The organism is Polaromonas sp. JS666, assembly GCF_000013865.1.
GTDB lineage: Bacteria > Pseudomonadota > Gammaproteobacteria > Burkholderiales > Burkholderiaceae_C > Polaromonas.
The window spans coordinates 4,310,473-4,322,025 of the sequence record NC_007948.1 but is presented as its reverse complement, the minus strand read 5'-3'; the positions used below and the strand labels follow the sequence as shown (position 1 = coordinate 4,322,025).

14 protein-coding genes are annotated in these 11,553 nt (G+C 62.8%); 9 read left to right on the top strand and 5 right to left on the bottom strand.

Annotated elements, in window-relative coordinates:
* Window positions 1–15 precede the first annotated feature (15 nt).
* Window positions 16–834, top strand: a complete 819-nt coding sequence (locus tag BPRO_RS20555) for a class I SAM-dependent methyltransferase (protein ID WP_011484997.1) — start codon at window positions 16–18, stop codon at window positions 832–834.
* 59 nt (window positions 835–893) lie between these two features.
* Here the strand turns inward: BPRO_RS20555 and BPRO_RS20550 are convergent, their stop codons facing one another.
* The gene (locus BPRO_RS20550) at window positions 894–1,892 is read right to left on the bottom strand and encodes a 23S rRNA (adenine(2030)-N(6))-methyltransferase RlmJ (protein WP_011484996.1); all 999 of its coding nucleotides are present in this window, start codon (window positions 1,890–1,892) and stop codon (window positions 894–896) included.
* Window positions 1,893–2,132: 240 nt separating this feature from the next.
* Here BPRO_RS20550 and rplM point away from each other — a divergent pair, with 240 nt between their 5' ends.
* From rplM to erpA, 5 genes are all read left to right on the top strand, one after another.
* Window positions 2,133–2,561: a 50S ribosomal protein L13 gene (rplM, locus tag BPRO_RS20545; protein ID WP_011484995.1), complete on the top strand. Its 429-nt coding sequence runs from the start codon at window positions 2,133–2,135 to the stop codon at window positions 2,559–2,561.
* A 10-nt stretch (window positions 2,562–2,571) separates the two neighbouring features.
* Window positions 2,572–2,964: a 30S ribosomal protein S9 gene (gene rpsI / locus BPRO_RS20540; protein ID WP_007867568.1), complete on the top strand. Its 393-nt coding sequence runs from the start codon at window positions 2,572–2,574 to the stop codon at window positions 2,962–2,964.
* A 234-nt stretch (window positions 2,965–3,198) separates the two neighbouring features.
* Entirely contained in the window at window positions 3,199–3,906 is a 708-nt protein-coding gene (locus tag BPRO_RS20535) for a DUF6776 family protein (protein ID WP_011484994.1), read from the top strand.
* Between the two features lie 52 nt (window positions 3,907–3,958).
* The gene (locus BPRO_RS20530) at window positions 3,959–4,405 is read left to right on the top strand and encodes a bactofilin family protein (protein WP_011484993.1); all 447 of its coding nucleotides are present in this window, start codon (window positions 3,959–3,961) and stop codon (window positions 4,403–4,405) included.
* 107 nt (window positions 4,406–4,512) lie between these two features.
* A complete protein-coding gene (gene erpA / locus BPRO_RS20525) occupies window positions 4,513–4,878 on the top strand; it encodes an iron-sulfur cluster insertion protein ErpA (RefSeq protein WP_011484992.1) in 366 nt (121 codons plus the stop codon).
* Window positions 4,879–4,990: 112 nt separating this feature from the next.
* Here erpA and BPRO_RS20520 read toward each other — a convergent pair whose 3' ends face one another.
* Complete coding sequence (locus tag BPRO_RS20520) at window positions 4,991–6,127, bottom strand: anhydro-N-acetylmuramic acid kinase (protein ID WP_011484991.1); 1,137 nt, start codon at window positions 6,125–6,127, stop codon at window positions 4,991–4,993.
* Between the two features lie 492 nt (window positions 6,128–6,619).
* Window positions 6,620–7,981: a M23 family metallopeptidase gene (locus tag BPRO_RS20515; protein ID WP_198140953.1), complete on the bottom strand. Its 1,362-nt coding sequence runs from the start codon at window positions 7,979–7,981 to the stop codon at window positions 6,620–6,622.
* Between the two features lie 232 nt (window positions 7,982–8,213).
* Here BPRO_RS20515 and tyrS point away from each other — a divergent pair, with 232 nt between their 5' ends.
* The 3 genes from tyrS (at window position 8,214) to BPRO_RS20500 (ending at window position 10,283) form a co-directional block, all read left to right on the top strand.
* A complete protein-coding gene (tyrS, locus tag BPRO_RS20510; protein ID WP_011484989.1) occupies window positions 8,214–9,458 on the top strand; it encodes a tyrosine--tRNA ligase in 1,245 nt (414 codons plus the stop codon).
* Between the two features lie 64 nt (window positions 9,459–9,522).
* Window positions 9,523–9,861 (top strand): type II toxin-antitoxin system VapB family antitoxin, encoded by a 339-nt coding sequence (locus tag BPRO_RS28740; protein ID WP_011484988.1) that lies wholly within the window; start codon window positions 9,523–9,525, stop codon window positions 9,859–9,861.
* A complete protein-coding gene (locus tag BPRO_RS20500; protein ID WP_011484987.1) occupies window positions 9,861–10,283 on the top strand; it encodes a type II toxin-antitoxin system VapC family toxin in 423 nt (140 codons plus the stop codon). The genes BPRO_RS28740 and BPRO_RS20500 overlap by 1 nt, the downstream gene beginning before the upstream one ends.
* Before the next feature lie 27 nt (window positions 10,284–10,310).
* Here BPRO_RS20500 and BPRO_RS20495 read toward each other — a convergent pair whose 3' ends face one another.
* Window positions 10,311–11,027 (bottom strand): ankyrin repeat domain-containing protein, encoded by a 717-nt coding sequence (locus tag BPRO_RS20495; protein WP_011484986.1) that lies wholly within the window; start codon window positions 11,025–11,027, stop codon window positions 10,311–10,313.
* Between the two features lie 17 nt (window positions 11,028–11,044).
* The gene (locus BPRO_RS20490) at window positions 11,045–11,536 is read right to left on the bottom strand and encodes a GlcG/HbpS family heme-binding protein (RefSeq protein WP_011484985.1); all 492 of its coding nucleotides are present in this window, start codon (window positions 11,534–11,536) and stop codon (window positions 11,045–11,047) included.
* Window positions 11,537–11,553: the final 17 nt, after the last annotated feature.

The window sequence follows — 11,553 nt, the reverse complement described above, 5'->3', positions numbered from 1 at the left end:
CAGGAGGGAGTCGACATGGCTGACAGCGCGAACGAAACATGGGGCGCCGGCAATGCCTACGAGCAATGGGTCGGACGCTGGAGCCGCCCGGTGGCGAGAGAGTTTCTCGGATGGCTGAATGTTGAACCCGGCCTGACCTGGGGCGACGTGGGCTGCGGGACGGGCGCTCTTTCGGAATGCATCCTCGAACGCCATGACCCGGCCTTGGTCCTGGCCGTGGACCGCGCCGAGGGGTTCATTCGCGCCGCACGCGAGAGGGTCCAGGACCCGAGAGTGCAGTTTGACCTTGGCGATGCCCTGGCGCTCGCCTGGCCGGCCCGGTCATGCGACGCCACTGTTTCGGGGCTCGTGCTGAACTTCGTGGCAGACCCCAAGGCCATGGCCGCCGAGATGGTGCGGGTAACGCGCCCTGAAGGCACGGTAGCGGCCTATGTCTGGGACTATCGCGGTGGCATGCAGATGATGCGGCACTTTTGGGACGTCGCGGTGCAGATCAATCCGCAAGACTCCAGCGTTGATCAGGCCCAGCGCTTTCCAATCTGCCAGCCTGAACCACTGGAGATGCTGTTTCGCGAGGTCGGCCTGAATTCGGTGTCCGTGCGCGCCATTGATGTCGCCACAGTTTTTCGGGACTTCGATGACTACTGGACCCCGTTTTTGGGGAGGCAGGGCGCAGCGCCCACCTACCTTGCGGGCCTAGACGCTGGCACTCGTGATCGCATACGCGACACATTGAGGGCGCGGCTGGTTGCGGCCGCCGATGGTTCGATCGCCCTGACCGCGCGGGCTTGGGCCGTGCAGGGAAAAATTCCGCCTGACAAGCTGTTGCAGTAGCTGGCAATAGCCGGCGCTTCGCTGTCTCTATCTATTGCGTCTCACGTATCGCGGTCGACTCAGCCGCCGTGGTCCAGCGTGAAGCCGGCGTTGCGGTCCTGCCCGAGCAGCGCCACCATCTGGGGCAGGGCGGCTTGCAGTTCCGCCTTGAGCGTATGCGGTGGGTTGATCACGAACATGCCGCTGGCGGGCAAGCCCGGTCGTATGACTTCTCCCTCGGTACCGGTGGTTAACTTGCTCGATTTCACCGTCAAGGTGGCGTTCAGCCAGCTTCGGCCGGCCTTGACGGCCAGCGTCTTGAGCTTTCGCGGCAAATCGTGCGCTTCGGGACGCGGGATGATGGGGTACCAGACCACATAGGTACCGGTGGCGAAGCGTTTGACCGCGTCGGCCATGCAGACGCTCACCCGCGCGTAGTCGCTCTTGATCTCATAGCTGGGGTCGCACAGCACCATGGCGCGCCGTGCCGGCGGCGGCAAAAAGGTCTTCAAGGCTTCGAAACCGTCTTCGCGGGCCACGGCCACCTGCCGGCCGACGCCCAGTTGCTCGATGTTGCCAGCCAGCGACTTGAAATCGGTGGGATGCAGTTCAAACAGCTTGAGCTTGTCGCGCCCGCTCAGGAATTGCTGTTCGATAAACGGGGAGCCGGGGTAAATTTTCAGGTGGGCCGGGTCGCCGGTCTGGGCGAACTGGGGGTTCAGGCCCTTCAGCACGTCCAGGTAATCCTGCAGGGCCGGGGCCCAAGCGCCCGCAGCCTTGGTCTTGGCCGGGACGGGTGGCTTGGTGGTTGCTACCTTTTTTGTAGCGGCTGAGTCGGTGTCTTTGGGGGGTGATGATGGTTTTTGAGCTGAAAGAAGCCTGAAAATACCCTCCAGCGCTTCGCCGCTGGTCTCGGTGTAGTCGCCATCGAGCCGGTACAGGCCGGCCCCGGCATGGGTGTCAATCACGGTCAGCGCCGTGTCTTTCTGGGTCAAATACTTCATCAACGCGATCAGCGTGGTGTGCTTGAGCACGTCGGCGTGGTTGCCTGCGTGGAAGGCGTGGCGGTAGGAAAACATGGGGCCTATCCTACCTTCTCGCGGGCCAAATGCCAGGGTGGATTGACGTAAGCCCTTGATTTTTCATATAATCCAAGGCTCTGCAGCGCACATGTGGTTCCGCGGCAGAGTTGCATGAAGCTTCATGGACGGCTTGGCTTTCCTCGGAATTTCGCGCAAATGACCACCTAAGAGGTTCTCATCAGAAGAACACCGACCGTGGAAAAGAACCCGCCAAACCAACTCGAAAAGAGAAAACTCATGAAAACGTTCAGCGCCAAACCCGCTGACGTGACGCACGAGTGGTTTGTGATTGACGCGACCGACAAGGTCCTCGGACGAGTAGCCAGCGAAGTTGCTCTCCGTTTGCGCGGCAAACACAAGGCCATTTATACGCCTCACGTCGATACCGGTGACTTCATTGTCATCATCAACGCAGCCCAGCTGCGCGTCACTGGCGCCAAGGCGCTGGACAAGATGTACTACCGCCATTCGGGCTATCCCGGCGGCATTACAGCCACCAATTTTCGCGACATGCAAGCCAAGCATCCTGGCCGCGCTTTGGAAAAAGCCGTCAAGGGCATGCTGCCAAAAGGCCCGCTGGGCTACGCGATGATCAAGAAACTCAAGGTGTACGGTGGTGCAGAGCACCCGCATACCGCCCAACAGCCTAAAGTGCTGGACATCTAAGGAGCCATTGATGATTGGTGAATGGAACAATGGCACCGGCCGTCGCAAATCCAGCGTCGCTCGCGTGTTTATCAAAAAAGGCACCGGCAAGATCACGATCAATGACCGTGACATCCAGGTGTTCTTCGGTCGTGAAACCTCGATCATGATCTGCCGTCAGCCCCTGTTTCTGACGAACCACGTCGAGACGTTTGACATCATGGTCAACGTCCACGGCGGTGGTGAGTCCGGCCAGGCCGGCGCAGTCCGCCACGGCATTACCCGTGCGCTGATTGACTACGACGCAACACTCAAGCCGGCCCTGAGCCAGGCTGGGTTTGTCACGCGCGATGCACGTGAAGTCGAGCGTAAAAAGGTCGGTTTCCGTTCGGCTCGCCGCCGCAAGCAGTTCAGCAAGCGTTAATCCGCTTTCCCTGCCCGAAAAAAGCCGCCATGGTTCGCCTGGCGGCTTTTTTCATGGTCTTTTGCATGGGCTTTTTCATGGATTTTCCAAGCGATGGACCTGCTTGGCCGCCTTGATGCAACGCCTTGCAACCCTTTGATGCAATCCCTTACGTTGCCTGCCGCACAGAGGCCGGGCCGGGCCCTGTCTGCGTGCACAATGCAGCCTCCCGAACGAAAACGCTGGACCTGCCCTTTGAAATTTCGCCTGTTTCGCCGCCGCCTGACCATCAGTTCGCCGCGCATGGCCATCCGCAGCTCGCTTCCCTGGCCCCTGCGCTGGATCGCCGGCGCCCTGATGCTGGGATTTTCTGCCGCCATCGCCTTGTGGGCCTTCGAGTTTGGCAAGAGTATTGCGGGGCTGGACACCAACGCCAAGCAGGAGCTCAGCCTGCTGCGGCAGGAAGTCGCCAGCCTGCGCTCGGACCGCGACAAGGCGCAGTCGGTTGCCAACACCTCCGGCAGCCTGTTGACGGCCGAGAAGGCGCTGCAGGAGAAAATGATGAGCCAGATCCGCCAGCTGGAATCGGACAACCGCGCGCTGCGCGACGACCTCGGGTTTTTCGAGAAGCTGTTGCCCTCAGGGGGCGCCGAAGTGGCCTCGCTGCGCAGCTTGCAGGCCGAGGTGTTGTCGGAGACCCAGCTCAAATGGCAGGTGCTGGTGATCCAGCCGCTCAAGAATGCCCCGGTTTTCAATGGCAGGCTCGACCTGACGGTGAACGGCACACAGGCCGGCGAGCCCTGGGCCATGACCTTGCCCGGTGGTCCGCAGGCGTTGCAGTTCAAACAGTACCGCCGCGTGGAAGGTGTCCTCGATTTGCCTCCCCAGGCCGTGGTAAAAACCGTGACCGCCAAAGTGCTTGAAGGCACGACAGTCCGCTCCGTTCAGACCTTCAAGCTCTGACTTCCCGCCTCGTCCTCCATTCCAATCCAGCCCCACCTCGAGGAACCCGTATATGTTCGGTAAAAAGAAGCAGCCCCCCATTAGAAGCCTGATTGCCCAGGGTAGCTGCATTGAAGGCAGCCTCAAATTCACCGACGGCCTGCGGATCGATGGCGAAGTGATTGGTGACATTCGCGCCAACGAAGGCAGCCCCAGCATTCTGGTGATTAGCGAGTCGGCCGTGGTGACCGGGCTGGTGCATGCGGACCACGTGATCATCAATGGCCGCGTGATGGGCCCCGTTCACGCCTCGGAACTGCTGGAACTCCAGCCCAAGGCCAGGATTGAAGGGGACGTGGCATACAAGGCGCTTGAAATGCACCAGGGCGCCGTCATCTTTGGACAGTTGCGGCCCACAACGCTCCAGCAGCTGGAAGAAAAGCCACCCTTGAAGTTGGCCGCCAACAACAGCCTGAACATTGCTGACGAAACAAAGACAGTAAGTACTTACAGTAAATAGTCGAAAGCCAGTCTGGCAGCCGTGGAACACTGCTTAGACGTATGAGTCCTATGGTTGATCGATTTGCTGTACTATTTGTTTGTTGAGACCAGAATTACGGAGTTTCCATGAGCGCAGTTGCTGAAATTATCCAGACCGAAATGCCCGCACCCTTTGTCTTCACCGACAGCGCGGCAGCCAAGGTCGCCGAGCTGATTGCCGAAGAGGGCAATCCCGACCTGAAATTGCGCGTGTTTGTGCAGGGTGGGGGCTGCTCCGGTTTTCAGTATGGTTTCACCTTTGATGAGATCACCAACGAAGACGACACCACCATGACCAAAAATGGCGTGTCGCTGCTGATCGACGCCATGAGCTACCAGTACCTGGTCGGCGCCGAGATCGACTACAAGGACGACCTCGAAGGCGCGCAGTTCGTGATCAAGAACCCGAATGCGACCAGCACCTGTGGCTGCGGTTCCAGTTTTTCCGCCTGAGCCGTCCGCTCTCCTCTAACCATCAAAAGCCGCCTTCGGGCGGCTTTTTGCTTTTGGTTTGGTTTGTACGGGTCTTGGGCGCTTGTCAGCCCTGATCATTCCAGCCCGGGTGTCAGGCCGGATAGACGGCGCCCAGCACCCGCGGGCCGGCGGCGCCTGTGGCGCTCGCGAGATTGCCGGGCTGCCTTTCGACGGCCTGGCGGGCCAGCCAGGCAAAAGCGGCGGCCTCGACCTGCAGGGGCGGCAGGCCATGGGTCGCCGATGAGGTCACCGCCAGCGATGGCAAGCCGGCCTGCAGGCGCTGCATCAGGTGCCGGTTGAAAGCGCCGCCGCCGCACACAATCAGCTCCTTGCTGTCTTTCCCGTAGCCGGTAACACCGGCTATACAGGCGCTGGCCGTGAATTCGGTCAAGGTGTTCTGGATGTCTTCGGGGCGTTCTGCGGCGAATGGTTGCAGTTTTTCAGCCAGCCACGCCAGGCTGAAAAGGTCTCTGCCCGTGCTTTTGGGAGGGGCCTGGCCAAAATAGGGTTCGTCCAGCAGGCTGGCCAGCAGCCCGGAGAGCAGTTTGCCGCTGGCCGCCCAGGCGCCGCCGGCGTCAAATGGCTGGCCGGTGTGCTGCAGGCACCACGCATCGATCAGCGCATTGCCCGGCCCGCAGTCAAAACCCAGCACGGGCGCCTCGCCGTCGCGGGGCAACACGCTGAGGTTGGAGATGCCGCCGATGTTCAGCACGGCAACGGTGCTGTCCGCCCGGCCAAAAATACGCTGGTGAAAGGCGGGAACCAGCGGCGCGCCCTGGCCACCGGCGGCCACATCGCGGCTGCGAAAGTCCGCCACCACGTCCAGCCCGGTGAGCTCGGCCAGCAGGGCCGGGTTGTTGAGCTGCAGCGTGTAGCCTGCCCCCTCGGCATCCAGCGAGGTTCGCTGCGGCTGGTGCCTGACAGTCTGTCCATGCGCACCCACCGCGCCTATGTGTTCCGGAGTGATTCCCTGTGCGCCAGCCTCGATCAACAGGGTCTTGACCACCCGGGCGTAGACCGCGGCCAACTGGTTTGCCGCGAGCGCCGCACGGTGCAGCTCATTGTGGGTGGGTGTGTTCAGCGCCAGCAATTCCGCCCGGAAGCTGTCGGCAAAGGGTTCGGTGACCGCCGCCACGACGCGAAGTTTGTCGCCGGAGAAGTCCACCAGCACCCCGTCCGCGCCGTCGAGTGAGGTGCCCGACATCAGGCCAATGTAGTAATCCAGCATGCGGCTATTTTGCCGCAGGGAGCGAGCGGGGTAGCGTTACTTGCAGGTCATTTGAGCCCCGGCCCCAAAATTTCGCGGACCGGCCCGAGGAAAAACTAACTACTTCGGGAATGGAGAGCGACGCGCAGTGAGCGAACATGGGGGCAACGAACGCCGCCCAAGCAAGGGGTAGCTCTCCAGCCCAGCAGGGGCCGCGGAACCGGCTTGGCCGGGCCGCAGGCGCAGCGGCCCCCTCGGGGGGCAGCGCATTACACGCAGTGAAAAGCGTGGGGGCCCGAGGAACGCCGCGCCGGGCCGCCCCAAGCAAGTTCAACCTCCGAGGGGCTGGAGCCTGCGGCTCCCGGCCTGCAAGGGCTCGAGAGCTATACGCAGTGAGCGAGCGTGGGGGCTCTTCATCCCAGCAGGGGCCGCGGGACTGGCTTTGCCAGACCGCAGGCGCAGCGGCCCCCTCGGGGGGCAGCGCATTACACGCAGTGAAAAGCGTGGGGGCCTTTATTCCGCGCGGGTCTGCGAAATGGTGGCCGCAGCGAGCAATTGGTTTCGGACGCCGGCTGCCTGCTGCCTGAACGCCGGCAGGGCCGCTGTGGAGACCGGAATGGTCTCGCTCTGCTTGGCAATGGTCATCGGATCCTGCTGGGCGCCGTTGACGCGGAACTCAAAATGCAGGTGGGGGCCGGTGGCCCAGCCGGTGGAGCCGACCAGGCCAATGGTCTGGCCCTGGCTGACGCTTTGGCCGCGCTGCACCGAGATCTTGCTCAGGTGCGCATACACGGTTTCGTGGTTGTTGCGGTGGCGGATGAAAACCACGTTGCCGTAGCCGTTCTGCACGCCGGCAAACTCGACCACCCCGTCGCCCACGGTTCGCGCGGGCGTGCCGGTGGTGGCGGCAAAGTCGGTGCCCAGGTGCGCACGCCATTTTTGCAAGACAGGGTGAAAGCGCATGGAAAAGCCGCTGCTGATCCGGGAAAACTCCACCGGTGAGCTCAGGTAGGCGCGGCGCAGGCTTTGGCCGTCCAGCGTGTAGTAGCCGCCCTTGTTGGGTGCGCCTGCGGTATTTTGGCCCGGGGGCTGGAACCACATGGCCTGGTGGGCCTTGCCGGCGTTGACGAACTCGGCCGACAGCACGCGGCCGGTGCGCAGTGCCTCGCCGTCGGCTTCCAGGGTCTCATAGACCACGTTGAAGCGGTCGCCCTTGCGCAGTGCGCGGCGGAAATCGATGTCGCCCGAGAAAATCTCGGCCATCTGCACGGCCACGCCATCGGGAATGCGGGCTTCGTCGGTGGCGGCAAACAGCGAGGTCTGGATGCTGCCGCTGGCCAGCCGGGCCGAGCTGGTGTAGGGCGCGGTTTCTATGCGGGAGCTGAAGCCGGAGGCGGTGCGTTCGATCACCAGGCGCTTGAACAGGGTCTCGTCGTCGGTGGGCCAGCGCATGCTGAGTTTCTGGAGCTGCTGGCTGTCGCTGGCTTCTGCCGTGACATTTTTTCCGGTGCGGCCCGCCAGGATCACCTGGGCGTTGGCGTCGCTGCGCAGAAAGGCTGCTGCGGCCGGGTCATTGATGCCCAGGCGCTTGAGCAGGCTGTCGGCGGTGTCGCTGCTGCGCGTGCCTTCGGTGCGAAACAGGTTGAAGCGGAACTCGCCCAGCGCGTCGGTCTGGACTTGCGTTGGCAGGGGCTGCACGGCCTCCAGGATCTGATGGACCGGCAGGTTGGCGGCATCGGGCGCCAGGGGTGCGACGCCAAACGCGGTCACACCGGTGCCCAGCAGCAACACGGCAAGGCTGCCGGTAACTCGTTTGGGGTGGCGACGAAGGCTGTCCGCGAGGGATGTCAGGATGTGGGAGGGCAGGTGAAACACGAAAATTCCCAACTAAAGTGCACCCAAGGCGCGATAACCGAGGTTGGTGCGCCTGACTGCGATATAAGGTGATCGGTGACTGGCCCGCACTGCTGGTGTGAGGGTCCGGCGTCACCGGACTTAAAACGTTTCTATCCTGATCAGCAAGTTGCGGGCCAACTAAAATGGCAGCCTGACGCAGGAGAGCACGAATTATATCTGTCGGATAAAGCCCCGCATCTGAAAAACCCTTATGAATCAAGAACTTGTTACAAATATCCCGCTGTCTGACCGTGTCAAGACGGCCCTGGCCGTTTCCTTGCGCGGATGCGATGAACTGATTCCGCAGGACGAATGGGTCAAAAAACTGGTCCGAAGCGAGTCCACGGGCGTGCCGTTGCGCATCAAACTGGGCCTGGACCCGACCGCACCTGACATTCATGTCGGACATACGGTGGTTTTGAACAAAATGCGGCAGCTCCAGGATCTGGGCCATTCGGTGATTTTCCTGATCGGCGACTTCACCACCATGATTGGCGACCCGTCGGGCCGCAACAGCACCCGCCCGCCGCTGACCCGCGAGCAGATCGAGGTCAACGCCCAGACCTACTACAGGCAGGCCAGCCTGGTGCTGGACCCGGCCCGGACCGAGATCCGCTACAACAGCGAATGGAGCGATCCACTGGGTGCCCGCGGCATGATCCAGCTGGCCTCGCGCTACACCGTGGCCCGCATGATGGAGCGCAACGATTTCCACGACCGCTTCAAGGCCGGCCAGTCGATCAGTGTCCACGAATTTTTATACCCGCTGATGCAGGGCTATGACTCGGTCGCGCTCAAGTCCGACCTGGAACTCGGCGGCACCGACCAGAAGTTCAACCTGCTGATGGGCCGCCACCTGCAGGTCGAGTACGGCCAGGATCCCCAGTGCGTCCTGACCATGCCGCTGCTGGAGGGGCTTGATGGCATCGAGAAGATGTCCAAGAGCAAGAACAACTACATTGGTATTTCGGAAGATGCCAACACCATGTTTGCCAAGGTGCTGAGCATTTCGGATGTGCTGATGTGGCGCTGGTATACCCTGCTGTCGTTCAGGAGCGAGGCCGAGATTGCCGCGCTCCGGGCTGAGGTCCTGGCCGGCCGCAACCCGAAGGATGCCAAGGTGGCGCTGGCCAAGGAAATTACCGCCCGCTTCCATAGCGCGGCCGCCGCCGATGCGGCCGAGCAGGATTTCATCAACCGCAGCAAGGGCGGGGTTCCCGACGAGATTCCCGAGGTGGCGCTGACGCTGGCCGAGGGCGGTGCGCCGCTCGGCATCGGCGCCCTGCTCCGGCAGGCCGGGCTCGCCCCCTCAGGCAGTGAAGCCAACCGCCTGATTGATGGCGGCGGCGTGCGCGTGGACTCCAGCGTGGTCAGTGACAAGGCCTTGAAGCTGGGCGCCGGCACCTATGTTCTCCAGGTGGGCAAGCGCAAGTTTGCGCGGGTGACGCTGACCTGAATAACCAGGTTACGGATTGCGGTGAAGGGGTATAAATTGTACAAAGACTGTACAATTTATACCCATGATCACCAACATCGACATTGATGAAGTCGTCGTGGCCGAGGCCATGCGCTTGTCCGGCGCGCGTACCAAGCGCGAGGTGGTTGACCGAGCCCTGCGCGAAATGGTGGCGCGGGCCCGGCGGCCCTCGATTCGTGAGTTGTTCGGCATCGGAGGGGTTGACCCCGACTACGATCCCAAGGCGCCTTGGGCACGAGGTCATGAAGTGGGGCAATTTCGGGTAGAGCAGCCCCGGGCGATCTACCCTGCGGCGCAAGCGCCCCTGGCCGAATCTGTCGAAAGACCTGTCAAAAAGTCCGTCAAGAAAACTGTCAGGCCAGCGGGGCAAAAGAAAGCCTGATGCTGCTGATCGATTCCTCCGTCTGGATCGACTGGTTGCGCGGCTCGGACACCGATGCGGTGCGTTTCGTGCAGGCCAGAGAGGGGCAGGAAGAACTGGCCCTGACCCAGATGATTTACCTCGAAGTGCTGCAGGGCGTGTCGTCGGAGCGGCAGTTTGCGGTCACGCAAAAGATCCTGGGCGCTCAGACCATGTTGTTGCCGCTGGACGAGCTGGAAACTTTCGCGGCCGCCGCGCAGCTGTACCGGCAAGCCCGCCAGCAGGGTCTGACGATTCGCAAATCGACCGACTGTCTGATTGCCGCGATTGCGCTCGAACAGGGGGCCTTGCTGGTGCATAACGACCGTGATTTTTTGGCCCTGGCGCAGTCAATGCCGCACCTGCATGTGTACCCGAACCGGCCTGTAGCGCCCGCGCAGTAAGCCTTCGCATTCTGTCCCGTCGCTCGTCTACTTCGCGCCAGCCTTTTCCAGCAGCTTCACCATCTCGCCGTAGCCGCGTGAGCGGGCCAACTGCAAGGGTGTGTTGCCCTGCCGGTCGGTCAGCTGCAGGTTGGCCCCGGCGTCGATCAGGGCCTTCAGCGTGGCCTGGTGGCGGGCGCCGCCATTGCCGAGCACGATGGATTCGATCACGGCCGTCCAGTGCAGGTTGTTCACATGGTCCAGTGGCGCGCCGGCGGCAATCAGCTGCCGGACCACCCCGTCATGCCCCAGATGGGCGGCAGCGATCAGTGCGGTGCCGTCATAACGGCTGGTCACCTGCTTCGCGCTGGCGCCCAGGGCCAGCAGCACGCGCAGCGTTTCCTCGTCATCGGCGACCGAGGCAATCGTCACGCCGTCGTAGCGGTCATGGTCCAGCAGGTTGAGGCTGGCGCCTGCTTTCACGAGCGCGCGAATCGCGCCCGGCTGCCTCGCAAAGGTGGCGACATGCAGCGGTGTGCGGCCATTGCCATCCCGGGCATCGAGATCGGCTTTGGCCGCGGCCAGCTTGTCAATGCGGGCCACGTCGCCCTGGTGGGCGGCGGCGTGCAGACCCTTGTAGTGCGCGGCCTCGGCGGCGCTCGGGGCCACCTGAGCCGCGGCGGGCGCGCTCGCCAGGGCGCCGAGCCCGCAGCCAGCGGCCAGCGTCAGGGCATTCAGGAGCAGTCCGGCAGGGCGTCGGTTCATGGTGGCGCTCCGGGGGCTTATTTCAGCAGATCCTTGACCTTGTCCAGCGCGGCCATGGCGCACTGTTCGTCGAGGTTGCCGGCGGGCGCGCCACCGATGCCGACGGCGCCTATGACTTCATTGCCGACCCTCACCGGCACGCCGCCGCCGAGCAGCAGGAAGCCGGGGATGTCACCGAGGGTGGCCGCGCCGGGGTTCTTTTGCGAAATCTCCAGCATGGCCTGGGTGTTGTTTTTGGCGGAGGCCGAGGTGAACGCCTTTTGCAGGCTGGCACCCAGTGTGTGCGGGCCGGCATTGTCGGCACGCTGGACGGCGCGCACGGTGCCCGCGCGATCCACCACCGTGGCAGCAACCGCGTAACCGTTGGCAGCGCAGGCCGCCACGCTGGCGGCGGCAATCTGGTTGGCCAGCTCGAGTGACATGTTTTTTTCGGTCCGTACGGCCTGGGCGCTGGCCGCGGTGGCCGCGAGGGACAGGGCAAGGGCGGAAGCCTTGATGATGTTGCGCATGGTGTTCTCCAGAAAGT